This window comes from Halopseudomonas sp. (assembly GCF_036960865.1).
In the GTDB taxonomy this organism is placed as follows: Bacteria; Pseudomonadota; Gammaproteobacteria; order Pseudomonadales; family Pseudomonadaceae; genus Halopseudomonas.
The window spans coordinates 93851-119997 of record NZ_JBALWE010000007.1 but is presented as its reverse complement, the minus strand read 5'-3'; the positions used below and the strand labels follow the sequence as shown (position 1 = coordinate 119997).

Genomic DNA, 26147 nt, shown 5'->3' with positions numbered 1-26147 from the left:
AACGAAAAACGCCCCGACTGGTTCGGGGCGTTTTTTTGCGGCGTCCTTGCCGTTGCGATCGGTCAGAAACGATAGGTCAACTGGGCGGACACGCCGTGAGCGCTGTTCTGATACTCAGCATTGTAGGTAGGCGCCTCGTCATAATTGACCTCACCCTTGCTTTCGTACAGATAAGAGTAGGCCATATCGAGCGTCACATCCTGATTGATGTCCCAACCGGCGCCAAGCGAGAAGATCTTGCGATCCGAAACCGGGATGCGGGCCGTGCGGTCGTTGTCATCGGTCGGTGATGGGTCAACGGTAAAGCCAGTACGCAGAACCAGGCTGGGGTTGACCTGGTAGGCCGCACCCACCGCGAACGACCAGATATCCTTCCATTTCAGCTCCTCGGTAACCGTGCCGAGCTGGCTGGCATACAACGCGGGCACGCCGCTGTTTTCAACGGTAATCTCCTGCAACTGACTCCAGCGCGTCCAAGTGGCACCGGCGTAGAGCGTCCACAGGTCATTCAACTGATAAGTGACCGAGGTATCCACTGACTCTGGTGAGGTAAAGTCGAGGCTGGCGTCGTAGTTGCCGTTCAGACTGGGAACCCCTGGTATCGGAATTACCGGTGCATTAGTGACGCGCGTGCGGCCCTCAAGCTTGTAATCGACCTTGGAGTGATAGGTCAGCCCCCAGGCCAACGCATCGGTAACATCCACCAGTACGCCAGCGTTGAAACCATAGCCGACGTCATCACCCTTGATGTTGACGTCGGTGTCGGCGCCTACGCCGGGGGCCAGTGCATTGGGTACTGCGCTGGTGAGCTTGCCGTCGATCCGGTTGATGGTTGGACCAAAGCCGACGGACAACCGATCATTTACCCGATAGCTGAGGGTGGGTTGCAGCGTAACCACCTGAACCTTGCTGTACACCCCGTGATATCGCCCCTGGAAACTGTCTTCATAGTCACTGATTACGCCGAAGGGCGCATAAACACCCACGCCGAAATGCCAGTCGTCATTCAACGGTGTCACGTAGTAACCAAATGGCACTGCTGAGAGGGGCACCATGTCGCCATCATTGCTGCCGGGGAAAGTACCGCGGGCGTCGCTGATGTCGGTTTTAGCCTTGATCACCGCCAGGCCGCCACTGACCTCGGCACGATCGAGCTTGGACATGCCCGCGGGATTGCCAAACAGGGTGCTGGCGTCTTCGGCGGACGACGAGCGACCGGCAAAACCGGTACCCATTCCGCTGGCACTTTGTTCGTTAATGGAAAGCCCGTTGGCGAGGACGGGATGGGCCAGGGCGCTAATCGCGACGGCGAGCGATCCCTTGATCCAGGTGGCTTTTTTCATCAGGCGATACTCCAGCGCGTTGCGTTGTCATTGGAAGGGCGCGCAAATTAACAGCCATTGTCTTTTCGTGCCAGACTTGACTAGCAAGAAAACCACACAAAGGCAGTTAAAATCGGACTTATCAGGTTAGTTTGCAGACAAAAGACGAAGTTCAATCAAAAACTGCCAACTCGCGCCTGGCGCAGCCTGCGCCATTGACTCAAGCGGCTTTTTAGATCACTCAATCTGAGCAGGCCCTGGCTGCGTGCGCGAGCCATCAAGATCAGCATGATTTCAGCGGTCGCCAGGGCGTCCGCTGCGGCGTTGTGCCGTTGACTGTTGTGCAGATGAAAGTAACGCTGCCAATCGTCCAGCGTGCCTTGCGGTAAATTCGCTTCAGGAAAAAGCATAGGAGCCAGCTCTGCAGCATCAATGAACTTGTGCCGCAGCCGGTAGCCCAGATCCAGACGTAACCCGCGCAGCAGCATACGCTGGTCAAAGGCCGCGTGGAAGGCAACGAACACGCACTCGCCGGCGAAATCCATGAAGTCCAGCAGCGCGTCGGCGGCGTCTACTCCACGGGCGATTTCACTGGGCGCGATGCCATGGATCAGAATGGACTCGGTGACCTTGTGGTCTTCGCGATATAGCGTGCATTCATACTGGCTGCCCAGATCGATGCAATCATCGCTGATCACCACAGCGCCGACCGAAAGAATCCGGTCACGGTGCACGTTCAGACCAGTGGTTTCCAGGTCCACCACCACCAGCCTCGTGTCACCCAACAGGGTGGCGTCAAGCCGTTGCGGCTTGGGTAGTTGCGCACAGCGCTGCTGCTGGTTCTCGCTCAGAGCCTGCAACGGGCGCCTGGTCAACCACCCAAGGGGGCTCACAGGTTATACCTCAGTGCCAGGCTGGCCTGCAGGCGTTTGGCCTGGCGAAAGGATTCGCGCAGGATGCGTCGATCCAGGTGATTCAACTGGTCAGGATCAATACGATTACTCAACGTCTTGCCACTGGCGTCCTGCTGTTGGTGTTGCTGCATACGTACCAGCTGAATGAATTGATAGGCCTCGACATAGGCATCGGCGTCGAGCGGCTCGATTACGCCTGCATCGCGCAACATCTGCAGGCGCGTCAGTGTATTGCTGGCAGTTATGCCGTTGGCCAGTGCCAGCAAGCGCGCTCCATCAACAAAGGGCCCGAGCCCTTGTACTTTGAGGTCGAGCGTATCCTTGTCAGTGCCGCTGCGGGCCAGAATGAACTCGCGCAGCCGGCCGATTGGCGGGCGATGAAGCAGGGCGTTCTGTGCCATTTGCTGTTGAAATAGCGTGTTGCTGGCGATGCGCTTGAGTACCGCCTGGAACATCTGCTCCGCTGCATCGGCTTTGCCCCAAACTACCCGAAAATCAAAATAGATCGAGGAAGCCAGAAGGTTCTGCGGCGTGGTGCTGTTAACCATGCGCGAAAAGCGCTCGGCCCACTCACTGGCCGACAAACACAGCTGCGGGTTGCCCGCCATGATGTTGCCCTTGCACAGGGTAAAGCCACACTCCGCCAGGGCCTGGTTGATCCGGCGAGCCAGTGGCAGCAATCGCTCGCGCACCTGCTCGGCCTGCGACGGGGAGTCAGCAGAGAAAAGAATGCCGTTATCCTGGTCGGTATGCAGGGTTTGTTCCTGCCGGCCTTCACTACCAAAACACAGCCAACTGAATTCAATACCTGGATCATCCTGTTGCAGGCAGATCTCGATTACGCGTCTGACGCTGTGATCGTTCAGCAGCGTAATGATGCGCGTAACCTGGGTCGAGGATGCGCCGTGCGCCAACATGCTGTCGACCAACCGGCGGATGTCGCTGCGCAGCGCGATCAGGCTCTCAAGGCGCGGTGCTTCGCGAAGGGTGCGCGCCATATGTACCAGATCCACCCGCTGTAGTGAGAACAGGTCACGCTCGGAAACCACACCGGTAAGTCGACCGTTATCTACCAGGCAGATATGCGCAATGTGCTCGCTGGTCATGGCAATGGCCGCATCGAAAGCACTGGCAGAGGAGGGCAGGTGGCTGGGGTCGGGCGTCATCACGGTACAGATGGGCTGCTCCAGGTCGCCGCCAGCCTCGGCAATCAGACCGCGCAGGTCACGCAGGGTGAAAATGCCCAACGGCGCCTGTTGCGCATCAGTGATCACAATGCTGCCAACACTGGCCTGGTGCATCAGTTTCACCGCTGCGCGGATCGGCGTCTCAGCCGAACAACTAACTGGCGCACGCCCAGTTAGCTCGCCCAGTGCGCTGTCCAGCGAGTAGTGCGAGCCCAGACTGTCGCTGGCTTGCTGTTGTGCCTGCTGATTGACCTGGTCCAGCAGGCTGCTGACCCCGCGCAAGGCAAAGTCGCGAAAGGGTAACGAGCGCCGGAACAGGCTGACAAAATCATCGCGGCTGATGGTCAGGCAGAAGGTGTCTTCGCCCGCGAGATGGACGGTGCGGGTGGCGCGCTCGCCTATCAGCGCCGCCAGTGGAAAGCATTCCCCCGTGCTGATTTCAAAGGTGGTGTCCGGTGTGGGCTGCCCGGCAATCAGGCGCTCGCCACGGATCAACCCCTGTTTGACGATAAAGAATTGCCGCGCAGGGCCATCCTGCGGATGCAGTATTTGTTCACCCGCGGCATAAAAGCGCAGTTGGGCATGCTCCACCAGCCAGGCCAGGTGCGCGTGCTCCATCAGATTGAACGGAGGGTAAGCAAGCAGAAAGCTGATGGTGCCGTGTACGTTCTGCATCACGGCAGTCTTGCCGGCCGCCGCAAAACGGTCTTCTCGGGTCATTGTCGGCCAACCTTGTTATCTGACATCAGTCTGCCTCGATGGAAATTCCCTGCCCATGCTACCTAAGTCTGGGTATGGCTAGGCAGGTCTGATTGTGCGATTGTGCGGGGCAAAGCGGTATGCGGCGCTGTTTCATCTGCCGGGTCGTTTTGCTATTGTGGCGGCTGAATTATCGCGTTCGGACAGCTTTTTGATTTAGCCGTTCAAAGCACGACTCCCGACGCCTACTATTATAGAAAAGGCAATGAGCTAGGATGCCGCCATCGCAACAATGCGGTGGAATAATAACGTACGGTTTTCTGCGCAAGGGGTGGGACTTGATCAAGGTACTGGTGGTTGATGACCATGACCTGGTTCGCATGGGCATCAGTCGGATGCTGGGTGATGTGCCCGGCCTTACCGTGGTTGGCGAAGCAGACAGTGGCGAAACAGCCGTCACACAAGCCCGCGCGCTGCGTCCGGACGTAGTTCTTATGGATGTGCGCATGCCCGGCATCGGCGGCCTCGAAGCGACCCGCAAGCTGGTCCAGCATGACAAACATATCAAGGTCATTGCGGTTACCGTGTGTAACGAAGAGCCGTTCCCTTCCCGGTTGATGCAGGCCGGCGCGGCGGGTTACGTGACCAAAGGCGCTGCACTGGAAGAAATGGTCGCAGCGATTCGACAGGTGCATTCAGGGCAACGCTACATCAGCCCCAATATTGCTCAGCTACTGGTGCTCAAGCACCTCAATCCGGGCGGCGAGTCACCCTTTGACTGTCTGTCGGAGCGTGAAATTCAGATCGCACTGATGATCGTGGGGTGCGAGAAGGTCAATAGCATCTCCGACAAACTCTGCCTCAGCCCCAAGACTGTGAACACCTACCGTTACCGGATCTTCGAGAAGCTGGGTGTGACCAGTGACGTCGAGCTGACGCTGTTGGCCGTGCGCAACGGCATGGTTGATACCTTGCACCAGTGAGCATGACCGACGTCACCTTCGATCCCAAGGCATTTCTGGCAACGGCCAGCAACAAGCCCGGCGTTTACCGCATGTTCGACGCCCAGGGCGAATTGTTGTACGTGGGCAAGGCAAAAAGCCTGAAGAAACGCCTGGCCAGTTATTTTCGCAAGACCGGCCTCAGTCCCAAGACGGAAGCGCTGGTCGCCCGGATAGCGCAGATCGACACCACCATCACGGCCAATGAAACCGAGGCACTGCTGCTGGAGCAGAGCCTGATCAAGAACAACCGGCCGCCCTACAACATCCTGCTGCGGGACGATAAGTCTTATCCTTACGTCTTCCTATCGAGCAACGATGACTTTCCTCGGCTGGGCCTGCATCGCGGCGCCAAGCGGGCGAAAGGGCGTTACTTTGGGCCCTACCCAAGCGCCGGCGCGATTCGCGAAAGCCTGAGCCTGTTGCAAAAGACCTTCATGGTGCGCCAGTGCGAAGACAGTTATTACCGCAATCGCACCCGCCCTTGTCTGCAATATCAGATCAAGCGCTGCAAGGCGCCCTGTGTGGGGCTGGTGGACCAGGCCGAGTACGCCGAAGACGTACGCCATTCGGTGATGTTTCTGGAGGGACGCAGCAACGCGTTGGCTACCGAGCTGAATGAGGCCATGGAGCAGGCCTCAAGCGAGCTGAACTTCGAACGCGCCGCCGAGCTACGCGACCAGATTGCGCTCCTGCGACGGGTGCAAGACCAACAGAGCATGGATACCGAGCAGGGCGATGTTGATATTGTCGCGGCCGTCGTCACGCCCGGCGGCGCCTGCGTGCATGTAGTGATGGTGCGCCAGGGACGTGTGCTGGGTACCAAGAACCATTTCCCGCGCGTACCGATTGAACAGGACGCTGGCGAAGTGCTCGCCGCCTTCCTGCCTCAATACTATCTGGGTACCGCCGAGCGAGAAGTGCCCTCAGAGATCATCGTCAACGCTGAGCATGAGGACTTTGCGGTCATTGCCCAGGCGCTGAGTCAGACACGCGGCGGCAACCTGCACATCAGCCACCGGGTTCGCGGCAACCGCAAGCGCTGGCTGGAACTGGCGCAGAGCAATGCTGAACAGTCGTTGGCCAGTCTGCTGGCCAACCGTCAGCATATCCAGGCGCGGTTCGAGTCGCTGCAGGAAGCGCTGGGGCTGGATGAGGTACCGACACGTCTGGAGTGCTACGACATCAGCCATTCCAGCGGTGAGGCGACGGTGGCGTCCTGCGTGGTGTTCGGCCCCGAGGGCCCACTGAAGAGCGACTATCGGCGCTTTAACATCGAAGGTGTCACTGCCGGAGATGATTACGCTGCGATGCGTCAGGCGCTGTTGCGGCGTTTTGGCCGAATCCAGGAAGGCGAGGGCAAGATGCCAGACATCCTGCTGGTTGATGGCGGCAAAGGTCAGATGAAAATGGCCATGGAGGTCATGCAGGAGTTGGCGATCCACGACCTCACCCTGCTCGGTGTTGCCAAGGGCGTTACCCGCAAGGCTGGCATGGAGACGCTGTTCCTCAACGACCCACATCACGAGTTGGTATTGCCCGGGCATTCGCCGGCATTGCACTTGATCCAGCATATTCGCGACGAGGCCCACCGCTTTGCCATTACCGGACATCGTGCCCGTCGCGGCAAGGCGCGTACTACCTCTTCGCTGGAAGGCATCGCCGGTGTGGGACCAAAGCGCCGCAGGGAGCTGCTAAAGCACTTTGGCGGACTGCAAGAACTCAAGCGCGCGAGCACGGCTGAAGTAGCCAAAGTACCGGGCGTTAGTAAAAAACTTGCGGAACAGATTTATGCAGCCCTGCATAGCGATTAGAATGCGCCCTCAAACGAGGCTGCTTAACACATGAATATTCCAAACATTCTGACATTGATACGGGTCGGGCTTATCCCGATTTTCATCCTGCTGTTCTATATGCCGTATCACTGGAGCTATGTTGCTGCAGCGTTGATCTTCACTCTGGCGGCCGTGACTGACTGGCTGGATGGTTATCTGGCGCGTAAGCTGCAACAGAGCACTCCTTTTGGCGCCTTTCTCGATCCTGTCGCCGACAAGTTGATGGTTGTGATTGCTCTGGTGCTGTTGGTGCAGCACCACGCCAATTTCTGGGTGACTGCACCAGCGGCCATCATCATTGGCCGGGAGCTGGTGATCTCAGCCTTACGAGAATGGATGGCTGAAATGGGCGCCCGCGCCCAGGTTGCCGTATCCCAGCTGGGCAAGTACAAAACTGCCTTGCAGATGGTGGCGCTGGTAGTTCTGCTGGCCAACCCACCCCTGATCACCGGTTGGGTGGTGGTGGGTTACGTATTGTTGGCGATGTCGGCCGCCCTGACGCTCTGGTCGATGGTGGTGTACCTGCGTGCCGCCTGGCCACACCTACGTCCGGACACTGATCAAAATAGCAACAAATAACTTTTTTTGAATCAATGACTTGACAGGATGGCGCAGCGAGATAGAATGAGCGCCGTTCCAACGCTGGAAGCGCTAGAGCCGGAAAGCAACCGGTTTTATCTTCAGCGGAACGATCAAGAAGTATTTGCGAGACAGCTCATTGTTTGAGCACGACCTTCCGAGGTCGGGGTGGGGCGCATAGCCTCGCGAGGTCTCGCGACCCGATGGGTCAGTTGTAGTAGATGTAAATTTGCGGGAATAGCTCAGTTGGTAGAGCACGACCTTGCCAAGGTCGGGGTCGCGAGTTCGAGTCTCGTTTCCCGCTCCAGTTTTTGTTGCGCTGACGTCATCCACAGCGCGATAGTCCCCTTATGAGGCCGGGTGGCAGAGTGGTCATGCAGCGGATTGCAAATCCGTGTACGCCGGTTCGATTCCGACCTCGGCCTCCATCTTTACGTATCTTTCGCTAGCCCGGATGGCGAAATTGGTAGACGCAAGGGACTTAAAATCCCTCGATCGTAAGATCGTGCCGGTTCGACCCCGGCTCCGGGCACCAATTACCATGCGGGTTTGAGCCAATCGGCTGGCCTGAGCTCCGCGAGCAAAACCTTCCCTTAGCTTTGTCCATCTTCTTTCGCTTTAAGCTATCCACGCCTGCACGCCGTTGACTCAGCCAAGGCCACTCCGTGCCCGGGAAACAAATTGATTCTATACTGAAGCTAGAAGCTTCAATTCAGAAGCGGTCTGGCGGCGCAGGGAGTTGAGGCATGGAGCACGAGTTGTTTTGGGCCAGTCTGGCCATTTTCTCGGTTGGTGTTTTGTTTATCTGCGCGGGTTTTTCCCGGCGCGATAACGCCTCGGGTATTGCGTTGCTCTGGGTGGGCGCCGCCTGCATGCTGGGTCTGGTTTTCTACCATATTCCGAAAATGCTGCATCTGGTCTGAGGGCGGCGTGATAAGGGTTTGGCATAGGAAAGGGAGACCGAGGCCTCCCTGATTGGCGCTGTAGCCGGTTAGAAGTCGTAACGCACGCTGGCCTGCACACTGCGCTCGGCACCAAACCAGCAGTTCAATCCGTCATAGCAGCTGTAATAACGTTCATCGAAGAGGTTGTTGGCTGTCAGCTTCACGCTGGCGCCGTCCATGCCGCTACCCAATTCGCTCAGATCGTAGCCGATGCTGGCATCCACCAGCGTAGCTGAGGGCACGGTGTCGGAATTCAGTGCATCCAGTTCAGCTTTGCCTATGTAGCGCACTCCGCCGCCCAACGTCAGTCCAGACAGTGGGCCGTTGAAGATGTCGTAGCTGGCCCAGGTGTTGAAGCTCTGATCAGGCACCCAGACCGGCGTTTTTCCCTGCAGGCCGCTGTTGTCCTTGGTAACTTCGACATTCTGGTAGTTGTAGCTGGCCATCAGGTTCAGACTGCGATTGATCTGACTGCGCGCTTCAATCTCCACGCCTTGGGAGCGTACTTCACCGGCCTGAACCTGATCATAGGGTGTGCCATTGGGATCGCGGGTCAGCACGTTTTCCTTCTCGATGCGGTAGAGCGCAATCGACGCGGTAGTCTGCTTGTTTGGTGAACTGTACTTGATGCCGGTTTCCCACTGATTGGCGGTAGAGGGCTCGTAGGTGCTCCCTAGACGATCCAGGCCGCCTACCGGCTCGAAGCTCTCGGCATAACTGATAAAGGGCGAGAGGCCGTTGCTGAACTCGTACAGCGCTCCCGCGCGCCACGAGGTGTTGTTTTGGTCCACCTTGCTGTCTACTTTGGCGCCGTACTGAACGCCATTCTCGCGCGACTCGAAGCTGTCGTAGCGGCCGCCGGCAATCAGCACCCACTGACCCATGCGTAGCTGATCCTGGAAGTAGACGCCAACTTGTTCTTTCTCGATCCTAAACTGACTGCTGTAACCGGAGGCAGAAAAGTCCAGGGCGCTGCCAACGATCTGGTGATGGTCAGGGTTGTAGATGTCGATAGCGGGCGCAGTGGCGTCTTCGTAGCCAATGTCGCTTTCCATTTTGGTGTAATCCACGCCCAGCAGCAGGTTGTGTTCGACCACCCCGGTCATCACGACGCCTGACAACTGGTTGTCCATGGCGAAGCCTGCCGTAGTTTCATCGGTCAGATAGGCGCGGCGAGAGAGCGTGCGCTGATCCGCTGCCAGCTCTGTGGTGTAGGTGTTTTCTTGATAGGCATCGCCGTGCTGGTAGCGGAAGTTCTGCAGGAAGCTCCAGTTATCGCTGATCTGGTGATCGATCTTGTAGCCAAGCATCAGCACTTCACGTTCGTAGGTGTTCCAGTCGGCGTCGCCGCTGTAAGCGTCCTCGTCGAGTCTGCCATTGATGTTATCTTGAAAGAGGCCTTGGGCAGGCAGCGTGGTGTAGATCCCCATATCTGGGTCTTTCTGGTAGTAAGCGTTCAGGTTGATCAGGGTGTCGTCGGTCATTTGCCAATCAACCGACGGCGCCAGCATCAGACGCTCGTTTTCCGAGGTCTCGGCCTGACCGTCGCTGCTGTTGGCCAGACCATTGAAGCGGTAGGTGAGGTCAGAGCTGCCCAACTGACCGGCAGAGTCAAAGGTGATTTCCTTGAGTTTGTTGCTGCCAACACTGAGCTCCAGGCTGTTGTAGGCACTTGGCAGCGGCTTTTTGCTGATCAGGTTGACCATGCCGCCCGGCGGCATGGCGCCATACAGGGACGAAGTCGGGCCCTTGAAGACTTCCACCTGTTGCACTGCCTGCATGTCGACCTGCGTCTGCAGGTTCCAGTCGTTGTAGGGCAGGGGCAGCCCATCGTAGAAGTTCTGGTAGTTGATGAAACCGCGAATATTGAACAGATCCAGCCGATTGACCGCGCCGCCACGCAGCTCGGTATTGACACCCGGCGTGTAGCGCAGCGCTTCGGCAACACTATCGGCGTCGCGCGCTTCCAGAGCGGGCTCATCAATCACCGAAATACCCTGCGGGGTTTCCTCGGGGCTCAGTTGAGTTTTAGTCGCGGTATTGCGGTAGGTGCTGCCATAGACTGTCATGCTGTCGAGCTGCTGCTCCTCTTGCACGGACTCCTGCGCCTGTACCGTAGAGAGACAGGAGGCACTGATGATCGCCGCGGCGAGGAGGGTATGACGAAAAAGCGGTTGCAGGTTCATTGCGACTCCGAGCAAGTGATGATTTCGAGACAAATGATAATGATTCTATTTTATCTCGAAGCTCGGGAGGCGACTTAACCATTTGGTGCAGGGCAAAACGCATAGGCGCTGGCGTGGGTGGGGCAGGGTTGGTGTCGAAGCGCCTAACGCGGTGTGATGGGGACCCAGTATTCCATGTAGCTGTCGGCACTCTCCGCGCGAAAGCGATGATCGTATATCTCCAGATCGAAGCCATTTAGCCCACGATAGCCGGACTTCGGCAGCCAGTAACGAATAAACCATTCCAACACCTCCTGCAGGCCTGTCAACGGACCGTGATGCGGTATAACGGCATATTCCTGTGCCGGCACCTGCAACACGCTGCACTCGTTACACGCAGCCACGATGCTGGACTCCACGCCCGCCCAGTAAGGAAAGCGTCCCTGGTTCGCCTCGGTATGGGTCAGGTCCAGCACGCCTATTAGCATCAGCTTTTCCGCATCCAGTTGGGCGGCGCGCGCGCAAGCAGAGAATTTGTTCCAGAGTTTCGGCACGCTGGTGACAAAGTCTGGGGACTCGGCAAAGAGCCCCCTCACCGGGCTACAGACACCGAAAACCTCAAACGCGGGTCGGTTTTCCACCCGTATCGACAGCATGGGTTTGCGCATGTCTGGCGGCAGCCGCGGGGCATCTTGCAGATTGATTGACGCTAGCATACCGGTGCGCTGTCCACGCTGGCGATAAGCGCCCGGCGGGCAGCCAAACATCTGCCGAAAACTACGACTGAAACTGATCTCGGTATCGAAACCGCAGCGCAACGCGATGTCCAGCTGCCGCTGCGAGGTGCTGACCAGCATTTCTGCCGCGCGGCTCAGACGCAGCTGCCGAACGTATTGCGCCACGGTAAAACCAGTGGCTGCGGTGAATACCCGCTGAAACTGCCAGCGCGACCAACAGCTCTGGGCAGCCAATTCTTGTACCGAGAGAGGGTCGTCCAGGTGGCAATGAATGTAACTCAGGACGCGCTCGATGCGCGTCAGGTGATGGTCGGATGAACTGTCCAAGAGATTAAGACTCATGCTCGCTGATGATCGACACGATACCGGATGTCGACGCAAATACAATCCATTCGTATTTGCGCATTCATGAAGCCTTCATCCTATGGTCATCTCATCGTCACCCCGCACTGGCGCAATCGGAGACAAGACAACAGGAGAGCACATCATGCACATCTGCGTCATTGGCTGCGGTTACGTTGGACTGGTAACGGGGGTCTGCTTTGCCGAGATGGGGAATCGAGTCACCTGTGTAGACAGCAACGCGGAACGTATCGGCTTGCTGAGCGAGGGTATTTCACCAATCTTCGAGCCTGGGATCGAAGCCCTGCTGCGTAGCAATATTACCGGCGGGCGGCTCTCGGTCAGCAGCGCATTGGCTGACGCGGTGCAAGGAGCAGACGTTGTTTTCATCGCAGTGGGTACACCATCGGCGCCGGATGGCGCAGCCGACACCTCACAGATCATGGCGGTGGCGCAGGCGCTGTCGGTGCACCTGAGCCTACCAACTCTCATCGTTTGCAAGTCAACCGCGCCGGTGGGCACTGCCTGCCGCGTTCAGTCCATCCTTGATCAGAACCCAGGCGGGTTGCAGCACCGTGTCGTGAGCAACCCGGAGTTTCTCAAGGAGGGTGATGCACTGAACGATTTCATGCGGCCCGACCGGATAATCGTTGGTACCGAAGACAGCGAAGCACGGCGCGTTATGCATCAACTGTATACGCCTTTTGTGCGCAATCACGACCGCATCATGTTCATGTCGCGACGTGCTGCCGAGATGACCAAATATGCTGCCAATGCTTTTCTGGCAACCAAGATTTCCTTTATGAACGAGATGGCGGCCTTCTGTGATGAATTTGCCGTGGATGTCGAGCAGGTGCGCAAAGGTATCGGTGCCGATCAACGCATTGGCCACCACTTTATCTATGCCGGCTGTGGGTACGGCGGTTCCTGCTTCCCCAAGGATCTCCGGGCACTGTTGCACATGGCGGAATCCTGTGACACCCGCCTGCCAATACTGGAAGCGGTAGAGGCGCGTAACCAGGAGCAGAAAGCCTGGCTGTTTCGGTCGTTGCAGCAAAGCCTTGGCCAGGATCTGCGCGGCTTGACGGTGGCTATCTGGGGATTGGCATTCAAACCAGGCACGGATGATATCCGCGATGCCCCCAGCCGCGTGCTGATTGACTCCCTGTTGGCTGCCGGTGCGCGAATTCAGGCCTTTGACCCCATAGCCGCCGATAATATTGCGCGTTGCTATGGCGCGCCGGTAGCCAATGGTCAGTTGCAACTGGGCGAAGATCCCTATGCGGTACTGCGTAACGCCGATGCGCTAGTGCTGGTGACCGAATGGAAACAATTCAGACAGCCCGACTTTGCCCTGATGCGCACATTGATGCGCCGGCCACTGCTGCTGGATGGGCGCAATCAGTACGATCCGCAGGTAGTTGAGCGCGCGGGCTTTGCCTATAAGGGGGTTGGCCGGTCCATCAGCCGTACGCAACTCGCCCCACTGCGGCGGGCGGGCTGAATGGTAAGGCCTGCTGCCAACGGCTGACGTCTTTGCGGTATGCTGGAGCACCCACTCCATAGCGAAAAGGCGAGTATGTCCGACTACGATTTTGATCTCTTTGTGATTGGTGCCGGCTCCGGCGGCGTGCGCGCCAGCAGAATGGCCGCGGGCTTCGGTGCACGCGTGGCGGTGGCCGAGGACCGTTACCTGGGCGGCACCTGCGTCAACGTGGGTTGCGTGCCCAAGAAGCTTTTTGCCTACGCCGCACACTTTGCCGAAGATATTGCCGACGCCGCCGGCTTTGGCTGGGATATCGCTAACCCGAACTTTACCTGGTCACGCCTGCTGGAGAACAAGAACCAGGAAATCACCCGCCTGAACGGGATCTACCACAATCTGCTGACATCCGCCGGCGTGGCGTTGATCAACGGACGTGCGCGCCTACAGGATGCTCACCATGTGGTGGTAGGGGATACCACGTACAGTGCCGAGCGCATTCTCATCGCCACCGGTGGCTGGCCGTTCATTCCAGAGTTTCCGGGACGGGAGCATGTCATCAGCTCCAACGAGGCCTTCTTCCTGGACGCCTTGCCCAAACGCACGCTAGTGGTAGGCGGGGGTTACATTGCGGTGGAGTTCGCCTGTATTTTCGAGGGTCTTGGGTGTGAATCGCGTCTGCTGTACCGCGGCGACCTGTTCCTGCGTGGCTTTGATCAGGGGATTCGCGAGCACATGGCGCAAACGCTCAGCAATAAGGGCTTGGAGCTGACCTTCAACGCCGACGTCGAGCGCATCGACAAACAGGCTGACGGCAGCTTGACAGTCACCCTGAACAGCGGCGAAACCATTGAGACCGACCTGGTACTTTACGCCACCGGTCGCCGTCCACACCTGGACGGACTGGGGCTGGAAAATACCGGCGTCACCCTGGATGAAAAGGGCTTTATTGCCGTCGATGCGCATTACCAGACTACAGAACCGTCCATCTACGCCATCGGCGATGTGACCGATACCTTGCAGCTCACCCCCGTGGCGCTGGCCGAAGGCATGGCGCTAGCGCGCCGGCTGTACAAGCCCGAAGACTATGTCCCGGTGGATTACAACGATATTCCTACCGCCGTGTTCTGCATCCCCAACATCGCCACCCTGGGGCTGAGCGAGGAAGACGCACGCGCCGCAGGGCACAAGCTGCGAATTTTTGAAAGTCGCTTCCGAGCCATGCGCAATACACTTGCCGGGCGCAGTGAGCAGAGTTTTATGAAGCTGGTGGTCGATCAGCAAAGTGACCGCATCCTGGGTATTCATATGATCGGCCCTGATGCGGGTGAAATACTGCAGGGGTTGGCCGTCGCGGTGAAGGCCGGTGCCACCAAGGCAGTTTTTGATGCCACCCTGGGCATTCACCCCACCGCTGCCGAGGAGTTTGTTACCATGCGCACCCCCACCCGCGAGGACTGATCGCGGTTCGCTGCGGAGTGTGAAGTATGAGCTGGTTCTACGCTTTCGATTTGTTCGGTGTCGCGGTGTTCGCCATTACCGGTGCGCTAATGGCCGGCCGCAAATCGATGGACCTGTTTGGCGTGCTGGTCATCGCCATTGTCACCTCGCTGGGCGGCGGCACGCTGCGCGACGTGATTCTCGGGCGTCACCCGGTCAGCTGGATTGGCAACGACCTGTATATTCTGGTGGCCAGCCTGGCAGCTATCGGCACTGTGCTCTGGGTCCGCTTCACTCAGCCCATCAATGAGCGCGGATTGCTGATTGCCGATGCCTTTGGGCTGGCGGTGTTCACCGTGCTGGGTACGCAGGTGGCGCTGGCCCACGAGGTGCCAGTAAGCGCCGCGGTGATCATGGGTGTGATGACGGGCGTCGCCGGCGGCGTGATGCGAGATATCATCTGCAATGAGATCCCGCTGATTTTCCACAAGGAAATCTACGCCACAGCCTGTATTGCCGGTGCTCTGATTTATATCGCCCTGCTGCAACTGACGCTGAGCTCCGATCTGGCATCCATACTCGGGATGCTGGCGGTGCTGGGAATACGCCTTGCCGCTATTCGCTGGCATTTGGAGCTGCCTCGTTTTCATCTGCTTGACCGAGAGCCCAAAGGCCCCGATCAGTGATCGCCGTGGCCTGAGTGCTCTGCCTGCGGCTGTTGCGGTTGGGCGTCGGCCTGAATATTCACCACCACCTCAACATCACCGGCGTTGGCGAAGTGCAGGGTGAGCGGAAAGTGCTCGCCGGCGGTCAACGGCTTGGTGAGGTTGAACAGCATCAGATGATAGCCGCCGGGCTGGAACGCCAAGCTTTCGCCGGCAGCAATTGGCAAATCCGCTACCTGCTGCATTTTCATCAGGCCATCTTGGTGCACGTGCTCATGCATTTCTACTTTGCCGGCAACGGGGGTATCTGCGCCCAGCAGGGTATCGGCATGCTCGCCGTGGTTGGCAATAACCAGATATACCGCCCCTGTTTTCGCTACCGCAGGCAACGCGCGTGACCAGGGGTGATCGATATGCAGTGTACCCGCGTCAAACTCGTGCGCCGTCAGTAGGGGCGACAGGCAGCAAAAAACCAGCACTGATAAAACTTTGCTAAATGACATCGGCAGTCCTTGTGATCCTGAACGAAACAAGCCTAACCTTAGCAGGCAAGCGGGTGGAATATCGATCAGAATCGGTTCCAGACGAGCGCCGCGAAAAAGTTTCAGAAAATGTCGATTGCTATACAAAATCAAACCGAAGATAGCTATTCGCCAGCATGAAATTGGCCCACAATCGGGTTACAGCATTTCTGTCTGGTGGCCGAGGAAGCCTGCCGTGGTAGACGAACAAAAATTAGCAGAACGCAGACGACTGGAGCGCCACTCAGTGAGTACAAGCCTCGAAGTTTTCGATTTGGATACCGGAGACCACCTTGGTCGGGTTGTAGACCTGCATGCAGAAGGCTTGATGCTGCTCAGCGAACGACCGCTTGACCTGTTCCGCTCTTTCGCCTTGCAGGTGAACCTGCCAATGACGCTGAATGGCATGACCGAGTTCCTGCTCGACGCGGAAAGCCTGTGGAACCGTGAAAGTATCAGCGGTCAGCAGTACTGGACCGGTCTGCACTTTACCAATTTGCCGGAAGAATCCCGCCAGTGTATCGAGCGCATGGTGGCCAGCCGCTAACCCGGGCACTCACATTCAAGCGAAAAAGCAGCTAATAGCTGCTTTTTTTTGACCCAGCCTTTGGCGCAACCTGCGCTTAACTGCCGACCTTGACTGTGTAACAGAGTATTCACATTGTTATATATGGTTTGGCGTATATACTCGCTTTCTTAGGCGTGCCTCCCGGCAACTCATCAGAATACTCTTCGAGAGGCCCATGGCAGACTCGTTAACACCCACCGCCGTATTCAAATGCCTGGCCGACGATACGCGTGTGCGGCTGATGTTATTGATTACCCGTGAAGTCGAGCTTTGCGTGTGCGAGCTTACTCATGCGCTTGAACAGAGCCAGCCCAAGGTGTCGCGGCATCTGGCACAGTTGCGTCGTTGTGGTCTGCTGGCTGACCGCCGGCAGGGGCAGTGGGTCTATTATCGCTTGCATCCTCAGCTACCTGACTGGGTCGTCTCGGTGCTGCAACAGACGCTGACCGCCAACACGCACTGGCTAAGCAGGGACCGCGAGCAACTTTACACCATGGGCGACCGTCCGGAGCGGCAAATTAGCTGCTGTTGAGTGTGGTTCACGGGGATTATCAACGGACAGCGGTGGGCATCGGCCCGATACAACCTACAACGCGAGGACTCGTCATGACGATCAAAGTTGGCATCAACGGATTCGGCCGCATTGGCCGCTTGGCACTGCGCGCAGCCTGGGATTGGCCTGAGCTCGAATTTGTGCAGATCAACGACCCTGCTGGTGACGCCGCAACCCACGCCCACCTGCTGAACTTCGACTCGGTGCACGGCCGCTGGCAGTATGAGGCAGGCAGTGAAGACAACAATCTTGTAATCAACGGCCAACGCCTGCGCCTAAGCGCCAACAAGGCAATCGCTGACACAGACTGGAGCGGCTGCGATCTGGTGCTGGAAGCCAGCGGCAAGATGAAGACCACGGCCTTGCTGCAGGGTTATCTGGAACAAGGGGTCAAGCGGGTTGTGGTATGCGCGCCGGTTAAGGAACCGGGCGTACTGAACGTTGTGTTGGGCGTAAATGATTCGCTGTTTGACCCAGCGCAGCACCGCATCGTTACGGCGGCATCCTGCACCACCAATTGCCTGGCGCCGGTGGTAAAGGTCATTCATGAGGCCCTTGGTATTCGTCACGGCTCGATCACCACCATTCACGACTTGACCAACACCCAGAGCATTCTGGATCAGCCGCACAAGGACCTGCGCCGCGCCAGGGCTTGCGGTATGAGCCTAATTCCGACTTCCACCGGATCGGCGACGGCCATTGCCGAAATCTTTCCCGAGCTACGCGGCAAACTGAACGGTCACGCTGTGCGCGTGCCCTTGGCCAACGCTTCACTGACCGACTGCGTGTTCGAGGTTGAGCGCAGCACTACGGTGGACGAGGTCAACGGCCTTTTCAAGAAGGCCGCCGCCGGAGCGCTGAAAGGCATTCTGGGTTTTGAAGAACGCCCGCTGGTATCCATCGACTACCGCACCGACCCGCGCTCCTCGGTTGTCGATGCACTGTCCACCATGGTGGTCAACGGTACCCAGGTAAAAATCTACGCTTGGTACGACAACGAGTGGGGCTATGCCAACCGTGCAGTCGAGCTGGCACGGCTGGTCGGTCAGGCTGACTGAGGGTAGGGTATGCGCGCGCTCTCAGGCTTGTCGTCAGCCGTTCGCCAATACCTGTTGGTTACCGCCAATTATTGGGCGTTCACATTGACCGATGGCGCGCTGCGCATGTTGGTGGTGCTGCACTTTCACAGCTTGGGCTACAGTCCGCTGCAGATTGCCGCGCTCTTTCTGTTCTACGAGATGTTTGGCGTCGTCACAAACCTGATCGGCGGCTACCTTGGTGCCCGCATTGGCCTCAACCGCACCATGAACATCGGCTTGGGTATCCAGGTGGCAGCGCTGCTCATGTTGACCGTGCCGGCAGCCATGTTGACGGTTCCCTGGGTAATGGCCGCACAAGCGCTGTCGGGCATCGCCAAAGACCTGAACAAGATGAGCGCAAAAAGCGCGATCAAACTGCTGGTTGCCGATAGCGAGCAGAGCACCTTGTACCGATGGGTGGCCCTTCTGACGGGTTCGAAAAACGCGCTCAAAGGCGTCGGATTCTTTCTCGGTGCCGGCCTGCTTGCGCTACTCGGCTTTGCCGGCGCAGTGCTGGTCATGGCGACGGCGTTGGCAATGATCTGGTTGGCCAGCCTGGTGCTATTGAAAAAAGATTTGGGCACGGCCAGCGCCAAACCCAAGTTTCGCGACATGCTGTCCAAAAGCCGACCGATCAATGTACTGTCCGCTGCGCGTCTGTTTCTGTTCGGCGCGCGGGATATTTGGTTTGTGATTGCACTGCCGGTTTACCTGAGCAGCGTATTAGGCTGGGACTTTTGGCTGGTCGGTGGTTTTCTGGCAGCGTGGGTGATTGGCTACGGTGCCGTCCAATCGGTTGCGCCCACACTGACCCGGCGCAGGGACGGCCAAGTCCCTGATGGGCGCTCTGCTGCTGTCTGGGCATTCCTGTTGGCTGGCTCGCCTGTGGCGATCGCGCTGGCTCTGGAAGCAGGCTGGCAGCCACAGGCAGCGTTGCTGGGTGGTTTGATGCTGTTTGGCGTGCTATTTGCGCTCAATTCGTCGCTGCACAGTTATCTGATCGTCAGCTATGCAAAAGCGGACGGTGTCTCGCTGGATGTGGGTTTCTATTACATGTCCAACGCACTCGGCCGGTTGTTAGGCACCCTATTCTCCGGCTGGGTATATCAGGCTTACGGCTTGCCCGCGTGTTTGTGGGTCTCAAGTGGCTTTGTGCTGTTGGCGGCGTTGATCTCGCTGGCATTGCCGCAGCGCGCGCAGCAGACAAAACGCGCGGCCTAAGCACTGGGCCGGCATGAATACGCAGCCCAGTTGATTCACGCGTGGCGCAGCCCACCCGGCGTCAAGTGATTGTCCCAGTGCACGGCATAATCGCCGTGCGGCTGAGCCTCATCACTTTCGGCATCAAGCAGGTATAACCCGCCCGTACCGGAAGAAACCAGAAAGCTGCTGTTACCATAGGGCAGGGCGCCGGCCACATCCTGTACCGCAATTCGCTGCACCAGTTCACCGCTATGGTGATTGATGATAACCGCACGGTGCCCCCTTGGTGCGGTTATCACCGTGTAAGGGCTGGTGGGGCTGATGGCGATACTGGCAGTGTAGTTCTTCAGCCCCATGACCTCTTCCAGCGGTAGTTCAAGCTCGCTGAACTGCATGTTTCGGGTATCCAGTCTGGCGACCAGCGGCGGCGTGTCCCACTCCGGGCCTTCATACTGATAACCCGCGATCACAATGCCTTCCGGGCTGACATCCAGATGGCGACAGCTCAGCTGGTGGTGGGAGGGTGTAAAACGCTGGACGATCTGGCCGTCATGGCGGTTCATCAACAGCAACGCTGGCTGCATGCTGGCGATATTCAGCTTGAGGCGGTCATAGTCCGGGTGGGTTTCAATGCCGCCCAGCGCAATGACGAGCGTCTCGCCATCGGGATGCAGGCGAACCTCATGCGGGCCAACGCCGTCGAGCGGGTAGTCCTGCAAGGCACGGTAGCCGTTCATCGCGTCATACACTCGAATCAGGCCCGCCGCATCGCTATAACGATTCAGGGTGACGTACAGATACCGAGCATCCGGGCTGTACACACCGTGTCCGTAGAAGTGAAAGCCTTCACCCGCGTCAATGCTGTGTGCCAGCGCGCCACGGCGCGTATCGATGACATGCATTTGCCGGCCGGGCCGCCGCGCAAAGATCACCACGTGATCGCCATAGGGCTGCAGGCAACCACCGTGGCAGCGCTCGCTGACCGGCACCATAAAGGCCTGCTCGCCGGACTGCTTCACCGCGGTGATGTAATGCTGGCCCTGATCATCGTCAACCGCGCTAAGCAGTTGCAGTGGCGCAGCCCGCCGACCGAGTTGTGGTCCGGCACAACCGGATAGGCCAACGAGTGCGGCGCCACCCAGACCGGCCCGCAGCAACTGTCGACGGCTCACCATGCGTCAGTCTCCGTCGCTGGAGTTGAAACCGCGCACCACGCTCAGGGCCGTAGAAACCGGGCCGGTTAGCATGGCCTTTGTGGCATTGAGGTCGTCCAGCAGGGCCTTAAGACTTTTTTGGCCGGCTTCGGTTTCCATCAGCGGGGCAATGTCGGCGGGCAACTGTTCAAAATGGGCGAGTGTTTTATTCAACTGCTGGTTGAACTGTTCCGCCAGGGCCGCGCTGTCGTTTTCCGCCAGCAACAGGTTGAGGCCCGGCACAAAGTAGTCCGACAGGCCTTTGAGCGAGGCATGCAGGGTGTTCAGCGACTGCCCGCTGCGCCAGGCATCAGCAACGTAGGGGTTTGGCTTGCCGTTACCGCGCTCACCGATGGGGCCCGCAAGGCGCCAATCAGCCATCAGTTCCAGCGCCTGCATGGCCGATTGCAAGGTGCCGTTATCGTAATCCGCAACGTTCAGGTAGCGTTCTTCCAGCGCGGCCCAGTCAGCATTCAGGCTGTCGGCGTTGCTCTGCAGATTGCCGCTGATTGCGGTGATCAGTGCACAGCTGCGTTCAGCCGGCAGTGCACTGTCGGTCGCAGTGATGCGCTCGTCATAGAGCAGATACTCCGCTGCCGGGAAGCCCTGCACCGCCACACTGTCCTTGGCGATGGCCTCGGCGTTGATGGGTTTATCGCTGTTCAGCCAGTAATCCACCTTGCTGGCGGTCAGGTTCTTGGGGTCTGGCCAGAACTGAAATTTCCAGGCACGGGTGTTTTCTTCAATCGGACCAAAACTGACAAAGCGCACAGCCTGCCAGGCGCTGAATGCGGCCAGCCACTGTTCCTTGAGCTGCAACAAGCCGGCCGGGGAGGGCTCCTGGCAATAATCGGTAGCGGTACTTTCAAACTGCGCGGTTGCGGTGGCCAGTTGGCTATAACCGTGCGCGATCTGTGCGTGCCAGGCTGCGCGGGGTGTTTCTGCCTGGGCAGTGCCTGTAAAGCTCAGTGCCAGCAGTGCGCAGCAGCCGAAACGATGAAGTGAAGTCATTGGATTCATCTCGCTCAAAGGGAGTTGAGAAAACGCTGCAATGCGGCGCGCTCGGGTGCGGGCAGCAAACGGTACTGCTCCGCAGAGGCCTGCGCTTCACCGGCGTGCCAGAGAATAGCTTCTTCCAGTGTGCGTGCCCGACCATCATGCAGGAAGCCAGCGCTTGGATTCACCTGTTGCGCAAGGCCCATGCCCCACAGCGGTGGTGTACGCCACTCATTGCCATCGGCCAGAAACTCATCGCGCCCATCCGCCAGACCAGGCCCCATGTCATGCAGGAGCAGGTCGGAATAGGGCCAGATAACCTGCTCGCTCAAATCGTCGCGCTCGACTTTAGCCGTGGTGTACGTCGGCGTGTGGCAGCCGGCACAATTGAGTTCATTGAACAGCTCGGCGCCGCGCTGTACTTCTGGGCTGTCCATGTCGCGCCGCGTAGGCACGGCAAGGCTGGCGGAGTAGAAAGCAATGAAGTTGGCGACCTTGTCACTGACTTCAAGCTCGCCGCCATTGGGGAAGGCATCGCACTTCTGCTCCGCTGTACAGTCGGTGTTCGGGCTCAGCGTGGAGGTCAGGCCCATGTCACCGGCAAAGGCGCCCATGGCCTGTTGCAGAATGTTGGGCTCTGCAGCTTTCCAGCCAAAGCGCCCAAGTACCGTGCTTTCCGTGGCCTTGTCCCAAACGCGATTGGCGCGGCCGGAGATGCCGTCACCGTTGCTGTCGTCGGGGTCTTCGTGGCGGAGAATATCCACCTCTGCGATGGCTTCGAGCAGGCCCAGTCCAATCATCGGTGGCGCAACGCGCGGCGATATCAGCAGGTTATCGGGCAACGGGCCGTAATTGGGCGATTCGATATGATAGATCGGCTGCCGCAAGCTGACCTTGGTGCCGTCCGCGAGCGTCTGCTCTACGGCTTGCCACTCAACGACCATATTGGCTTCAGGTTGCATGCCGGGAATAGCGGACGTCTGCAACTGGCTGCCATAGACCGGGGCGGGCAGAAAGCCATGACGTTTGAGTATCTCGGCATCTTTTTGCGGGTCTGCCGGCACAGCAAGGCGCAGGAAGAGTGACACCGAAGGTTCGTCAACCGAGGGCGGCGCATGGCCGCGGCCATCTTTGATATGGCAACCCTGACAGGAGTTGGTATTGAACAGCGGACCGAGGCCGTCGCGGGCATCTGTGCTGGACGGAGCTACCACCCAGGGGTTGCGGAAGAAGCTGTTACCAACGCTGAAATCAAGGCGCTTGGTGATTGGCAGGTTGCCTTGCGGCAGCGAAAAGGCGTTGTGGTCGTGCTGCTTCACACTGCCGGCACCGCCCGTCATGGGCGTCTGCTGAATAGGGTAGTCCGATGGTGCGGCGAAGACGGCATTAGCGCTCAGAGTCAGCGGCAACAGCAGCACTTGGAACAAGGTAGGGCAACGAAAAGAGGGGCGGGACATAAAAGCGTTATTACCGTATCAGAGGGCTTTGCTGCGGCCCATAATCATACTCACTGAAAAAAGCCGGTGGTAGGGGGATCTTCCCCTACCACCGGCTTTTATTGCGATACCGTTGCGCCGTTAGAAATTGTGGCCGGCATCATCGGGTTGCAGTGAATCAACACCGACAGTGGCCGCTACTTTCTCGATAGAGGCGGTTTGCGCAACCAGTGCATTGATGGCGTTATTGATGGTTTCTGCGCCCTCAGCGTTATCGGGGGCAATCATCATATCGAACTTGACTGGATTTTCGCTGGCTTCGGCAGTGCTCTTCATCTCGCCGAGTGCGGCCATGCTCGCTTCCAGTTCACCGGTCAGCTGCTTGTCGAGTTCGGCATCGCTGGCGGCCACCAGATCGGAGAGTGAGGCACCATTGAGTTCACTGCCGTCGACGCGCTGGTAGGTACCGGTATACACGTTCTGGATACCCTTGGCGTTGTAGTAGTGCGAATTGTGGGTGTTATCGCTGAAGCAATCGTGCTCGTCTTCATAGGAGTTGGCTTCCAGTGCGACCTTCATGCGCTCGCCGGCCAACTCGCCAAGCGACAGGGAGCCCATGCCGAACAGCATTTTCTGATAGGCAGCCTGCGGCTCCATCGCGACAAACTCAGCGCGGTAGTTGCCCTCGGTGTCTGCGGTCCATTGGCCGACCATCCACTCGAGGTCGGTTACCAGCAGGTCGGTCACTGCATCCAGATAGGCAGCGCGACGGTCACAGTGGCCGTTGGTGCAGTCTTCACCCTGGGCGTAGTCGGTTGCGGGGCGTTCGCCTGCACCGGCCGCAAAACCATTCAGATCCTGGCCCCAAAGCAGAAACTCAATGGCATGGTAACCGGTGGCAACGTTGGCTTCGGAACCACCAACTTCATTCAGGCTGGCGAGCAGTTCGGGCGTCAGCGTGCTCAGATCCATGGTTTCGCCACCAATGGTCAGCTTGGTGCTGGCGATAATGTTGGCGTTGGCGCCATCGTTACCCAGGGCGTGCTGGTAATCGTCGGTTTTCACGTAGTCGATGAGCCCTTCATCCAACGGCCAGGCGTTGAGTTGACCTTCCCAGTCGTCGACTACTGCGTTGCCAAAGCGGAAGACTTCAGACTGCTGGTAGGGCACTCGTGCAGCCAACCAAGCCTGCTTGGCAGCAGCAAGTGTTTCAGCGGTTGGATTGGCGATCAGCGCGTCGGTAGCAGCGTCCAGCGTCTTGGCGGTGGTGAGGGCATCTTCAAAGGTGGCGTGCGCCAGATCAGCGTAGTGACTGACCACCGCGTTGGGTTGCACCGCGTCGTCGGCCTCTGCCGCTGGCGCGGACTCGGCTACTTCCGCGGGGGCGGAGGCTTCAGGCGCGGCAGACTGCGCCGCCTGATCTTCATCGCTGCACGCAGTCAGAAGAAATGTGGTGGAAATTGCCAGCGCAAGCGCCTGCAGAGGAAAACGTGCAGCCATGGAGGACTCCCTGTTTTAATAGTGTCTTCAAATAATGATACTGATTTGCATTTGTGATTATAAAGTCAGTTGCACATATTGCAATCAGCGCGGCCGCGCCGTGACAAATCAGCCTGAACCCAGCGTGATAAACGCTGTCTCTCATAACGAGGACGCAAATTCGTTAACAGGAGTACGTAATGTCTAACAATCACGTGTACAAGAAAGTCGAAGTAGCAGGCTCATCTACCAAAAGCATCGAGGATGCCATCGAAGGCGCCATTGCTGAGTGCAGCAAGAGCATGAAGCATGTGGAGTGGTTCGAGGTGGTGGAAACCCGTGGTCACGTGACCGACGGCAAGGTTGCCCACTATCAGGTGGTGCTGAAGGTGGGCTTTCGTATTGAAGGCAGCTAATTGCGGTTTGGCGACCTGACGGTCGCCCGTCAGCTGGCCTTGTTCGCCAGGGTGAGCGCAATCGCGCCGTCCGCGGCGGCGGCCAGCTCTTCGCCTTTATGCACAAAATGACGCTTGTAGTAAGTCTGGTGCTCTGCGTGCTCATGAAAATGATGCGGCGTCAGCACTGCAGTGAGTACCGGCACTTCGGTTTCCAGTTGTACCTGCATCAAACCTGATATCACCGCATTGGCAACAAAGTCGTGCCGGTAGATCCCGCCATCCACCACCAAACCACTGCAAGCAATAGCGGCATAGCGGCCGGTCTTGGCCAGCAGTTTGGCTTGCAAGGGTATTTCGTAGGCACCGGGCACGGCGATCACATCGATCAACGCCGGGTCGTAACCGCGTTCCTGCCATTGGCTTTTAAAGCCCTCAAGGCATTGCAGAACGATATCCGCGTGCCAAGAGGCATGAATAAAGGCAACGCGCTGACTGGCGCGGTTAAAGGTCTTATTCGTCGAGCTCTGATTCATCAGTTACTTCCTGGACAAAGGTGAATCAGGGCGAACGGGCAGGGCGAGGCCAGGCAAGTAATTGCACGGCGCACGCAGCTGACGCGTTCTCTCTTATCCGGACTATTACCGTCGGCTCTGGAGTCTCACCAGATCTGCTGACCTCTGAAGCAATTCAGAGCGCTCGCGGGCTGGGGAGCTGGGTCCCATCACCGCCGGTGGGGAGTTGCACCCCGCCCCGAGAACGAAGCTGTTTTTCACAGCGGGCAGCAATATAAGGGTTATCAGGGCGGGCGTCAAAACGGCGCGCCTAAAGCAGCAAGCATAGCTGCCGATACAGTCTTGTGATCATTTCGAGGTTGGTATGCGCATAGATACTCTTCCGGCAGCCCTTGTCCCAGCAACCACAACCGCTGAGCCGGCACCTTCGGTAAAGGCGGCCCAAGCGGCCGTAAAGGCAGCAGGGCAAGGCGTCAGGGTAACGCTATCCGAGCAGGCCCAAGCCAGATCCGCTGCAAGCCAGCAGGAGCAAGCCGTGGAGGAGAGCGGCCTGCCTGACCACGTGAAAGAGCTGATCAAGCACATACGCGAGCTCAAGGCGCAAATAGCCGAGAAGAAGGCCGAACTGGCAGCGCTGCAGAACGCTGGGGCCGATCCTGAGCAGCTGCAAGCGTTGCAACAGCAGTTGAGTGGGCTGATGAGCGCATTGACCGGCGCGTACGCCAGTCTGACCCAGGCGCTCAAAGATGCTGACATGAGCGATGAGCAGAAAATGAACGCCTTACAGCTCACCGCGGGCTGACGCAGGCTTGCTAACCTTTTTCCGGTAGGGGCCAGACGGGTCGCATCATGGATGTAACCTAACGCATAGAGCCAATGCTTACTTCAACATCCTC

General features: G+C 58.3%; 24 protein-coding genes, 3 tRNA genes and 1 riboswitch. Of the genes, 16 read left to right on the top strand and 11 right to left on the bottom strand.

From position 1 onward, the window contains the following. Window positions 1-62: 62 nt before the first annotated feature. The 3 genes from V7747_RS11510 to V7747_RS11500 all read right to left on the bottom strand — a co-directional run bounded on the left by V7747_RS11510 (window position 63) and on the right by V7747_RS11500 (window position 4143). Window positions 63-1343 (bottom strand): OmpP1/FadL family transporter, encoded by a 1281-nt coding sequence (locus V7747_RS11510; RefSeq protein WP_335616177.1) that lies wholly within the window; start codon window positions 1341-1343, stop codon window positions 63-65. 155 nt (window positions 1344-1498) lie between these two features. After that, complete coding sequence (locus tag V7747_RS11505; RefSeq protein WP_335616176.1) at window positions 1499-2215, bottom strand: 3'-5' exonuclease; 717 nt, start codon at window positions 2213-2215, stop codon at window positions 1499-1501. Next, on the bottom strand, window positions 2212-4143 hold the full coding sequence (locus V7747_RS11500; RefSeq protein ID WP_335616175.1) for a putative nucleotidyltransferase substrate binding domain-containing protein: 1932 nt from the start codon (window positions 4141-4143) through the stop codon (window positions 2212-2214). Before V7747_RS11500 ends, V7747_RS11505 begins: the two co-directional genes overlap by 4 nt. 317 nt (window positions 4144-4460) lie before the next feature. Between V7747_RS11500 and uvrY the strand changes: the two genes are divergently transcribed. The 7 genes from uvrY (at window position 4461) to V7747_RS11465 (ending at window position 8460) form a co-directional block, all read left to right on the top strand. Beyond that, window positions 4461-5105: a UvrY/SirA/GacA family response regulator transcription factor gene (gene uvrY, locus V7747_RS11495; protein WP_092283689.1), complete on the top strand. Its 645-nt coding sequence runs from the start codon at window positions 4461-4463 to the stop codon at window positions 5103-5105. 2 nt (window positions 5106-5107) lie between these two features. Continuing rightward, window positions 5108-6937: an excinuclease ABC subunit UvrC gene (gene uvrC, locus V7747_RS11490; RefSeq protein WP_335616174.1), complete on the top strand. Its 1830-nt coding sequence runs from the start codon at window positions 5108-5110 to the stop codon at window positions 6935-6937. A 30-nt stretch (window positions 6938-6967) separates the two neighbouring features. Beyond that, on the top strand, window positions 6968-7537 hold the full coding sequence (pgsA, locus tag V7747_RS11485; protein WP_335616173.1) for a CDP-diacylglycerol--glycerol-3-phosphate 3-phosphatidyltransferase: 570 nt from the start codon (window positions 6968-6970) through the stop codon (window positions 7535-7537). Between the two features lie 231 nt (window positions 7538-7768). After that, window positions 7769-7844 (top strand) — tRNA-Gly (locus V7747_RS11480). Window positions 7845-7891: 47 nt separating this feature from the next. Continuing rightward, window positions 7892-7965 (top strand) — tRNA-Cys (locus V7747_RS11475). A 20-nt stretch (window positions 7966-7985) separates the two neighbouring features. Further along, window positions 7986-8072, top strand: a tRNA-Leu gene (locus V7747_RS11470). A gap of 211 nt (window positions 8073-8283) precedes the next feature. After that, window positions 8284-8460 carry a hypothetical protein gene (locus V7747_RS11465; RefSeq protein ID WP_335616172.1) on the top strand — a complete coding sequence of 59 codons (177 nt, stop codon included), beginning with the start codon at window positions 8284-8286 and terminating at the stop codon, window positions 8458-8460. Window positions 8461-8528: 68 nt separating this feature from the next. Here V7747_RS11465 and V7747_RS11460 read toward each other — a convergent pair whose 3' ends face one another. Further along, window positions 8529-10667 (bottom strand): TonB-dependent siderophore receptor, encoded by a 2139-nt coding sequence (locus V7747_RS11460; RefSeq protein ID WP_335616171.1) that lies wholly within the window; start codon window positions 10665-10667, stop codon window positions 8529-8531. 143 nt (window positions 10668-10810) lie between these two features. Continuing rightward, window positions 10811-11725 carry an AraC family transcriptional regulator gene (locus tag V7747_RS11455; RefSeq protein WP_335616170.1) on the bottom strand — a complete coding sequence of 305 codons (915 nt, stop codon included), beginning with the start codon at window positions 11723-11725 and terminating at the stop codon, window positions 10811-10813. Between the two features lie 145 nt (window positions 11726-11870). On the opposite strand from V7747_RS11455, the gene V7747_RS11450 reads away from it, so the two are divergent. The 3 genes from V7747_RS11450 to V7747_RS11440 all read left to right on the top strand — a co-directional run bounded on the left by V7747_RS11450 (window position 11871) and on the right by V7747_RS11440 (window position 15334). Continuing rightward, on the top strand, window positions 11871-13229 hold the full coding sequence (locus V7747_RS11450) for a UDP-glucose dehydrogenase family protein (protein ID WP_335616169.1): 1359 nt from the start codon (window positions 11871-11873) through the stop codon (window positions 13227-13229). Between the two features lie 75 nt (window positions 13230-13304). Continuing rightward, entirely contained in the window at window positions 13305-14669 is a 1365-nt protein-coding gene (gorA, locus tag V7747_RS11445; protein WP_335616168.1) for a glutathione-disulfide reductase, read from the top strand. 26 nt (window positions 14670-14695) lie between these two features. Next, window positions 14696-15334 (top strand): trimeric intracellular cation channel family protein, encoded by a 639-nt coding sequence (locus V7747_RS11440; RefSeq protein ID WP_335616167.1) that lies wholly within the window; start codon window positions 14696-14698, stop codon window positions 15332-15334. Here the strand turns inward: V7747_RS11440 and V7747_RS11435 are convergent. Then, window positions 15328-15816, bottom strand: coding sequence for a copper chaperone PCu(A)C (locus V7747_RS11435; RefSeq protein ID WP_335616166.1), 489 nt, complete (start codon window positions 15814-15816; stop codon window positions 15328-15330). The two genes, V7747_RS11440 and V7747_RS11435, sit on opposite strands and share 7 nt — an antisense overlap. A 214-nt stretch (window positions 15817-16030) precedes the next feature. Here V7747_RS11435 and V7747_RS11430 point away from each other — a divergent pair, with 214 nt between their 5' ends. From V7747_RS11430 to arsJ, 4 genes are all read left to right on the top strand, one after another. After that, entirely contained in the window at window positions 16031-16381 is a 351-nt protein-coding gene (locus V7747_RS11430) for a PilZ domain-containing protein (protein WP_335616165.1), read from the top strand. A 196-nt stretch (window positions 16382-16577) separates the two neighbouring features. Next, the gene (locus tag V7747_RS11425; protein ID WP_335616164.1) at window positions 16578-16934 is read left to right on the top strand and encodes a metalloregulator ArsR/SmtB family transcription factor; all 357 of its coding nucleotides are present in this window, start codon (window positions 16578-16580) and stop codon (window positions 16932-16934) included. 74 nt (window positions 16935-17008) lie between these two features. Continuing rightward, window positions 17009-18013: an ArsJ-associated glyceraldehyde-3-phosphate dehydrogenase gene (locus tag V7747_RS11420; protein WP_335616163.1), complete on the top strand. Its 1005-nt coding sequence runs from the start codon at window positions 17009-17011 to the stop codon at window positions 18011-18013. A 9-nt stretch (window positions 18014-18022) separates the two neighbouring features. Further along, complete coding sequence (arsJ, locus tag V7747_RS11415) at window positions 18023-19255, top strand: organoarsenical effux MFS transporter ArsJ (protein WP_335616162.1); 1233 nt, start codon at window positions 18023-18025, stop codon at window positions 19253-19255. Between the two features lie 35 nt (window positions 19256-19290). On the opposite strand, the gene V7747_RS11410 is transcribed toward arsJ, so the two are convergent. From V7747_RS11410 to V7747_RS11395, 4 genes are all read right to left on the bottom strand, one after another. Beyond that, window positions 19291-20412, bottom strand: coding sequence for a DUF1513 domain-containing protein (locus V7747_RS11410; RefSeq protein ID WP_335616161.1), 1122 nt, complete (start codon window positions 20410-20412; stop codon window positions 19291-19293). A 3-nt stretch (window positions 20413-20415) separates the two neighbouring features. After that, window positions 20416-21441: an imelysin family protein gene (locus V7747_RS11405; protein WP_335616160.1), complete on the bottom strand. Its 1026-nt coding sequence runs from the start codon at window positions 21439-21441 to the stop codon at window positions 20416-20418. A gap of 14 nt (window positions 21442-21455) precedes the next feature. Continuing rightward, window positions 21456-22883, bottom strand: coding sequence for a di-heme oxidoreductase family protein (locus V7747_RS11400; protein ID WP_335616159.1), 1428 nt, complete (start codon window positions 22881-22883; stop codon window positions 21456-21458). Between the two features lie 120 nt (window positions 22884-23003). Then, the gene (locus V7747_RS11395; RefSeq protein WP_335616158.1) at window positions 23004-24362 is read right to left on the bottom strand and encodes an imelysin family protein; all 1359 of its coding nucleotides are present in this window, start codon (window positions 24360-24362) and stop codon (window positions 23004-23006) included. 179 nt (window positions 24363-24541) lie between these two features. Here V7747_RS11395 and V7747_RS11390 point away from each other — a divergent pair, with 179 nt between their 5' ends. Next, a complete protein-coding gene (locus V7747_RS11390; protein ID WP_335616157.1) occupies window positions 24542-24757 on the top strand; it encodes a dodecin in 216 nt (71 codons plus the stop codon). Window positions 24758-24786: 29 nt separating this feature from the next. Here the strand turns inward: V7747_RS11390 and V7747_RS11385 are convergent, their stop codons facing one another. Then, window positions 24787-25272 (bottom strand): 6,7-dimethyl-8-ribityllumazine synthase, encoded by a 486-nt coding sequence (locus tag V7747_RS11385; protein ID WP_335616156.1) that lies wholly within the window; start codon window positions 25270-25272, stop codon window positions 24787-24789. Between the two features lie 81 nt (window positions 25273-25353). Further along, window positions 25354-25501, bottom strand: a riboswitch (FMN riboswitch). Window positions 25502-25786: 285 nt separating this feature from the next. On the opposite strand from V7747_RS11385, the gene V7747_RS11380 reads away from it, so the two are divergent. Continuing rightward, the gene (locus V7747_RS11380; protein ID WP_335616155.1) at window positions 25787-26053 is read left to right on the top strand and encodes a hypothetical protein; all 267 of its coding nucleotides are present in this window, start codon (window positions 25787-25789) and stop codon (window positions 26051-26053) included. The last annotated feature ends 94 nt before the right edge of the window (window positions 26054-26147 follow it).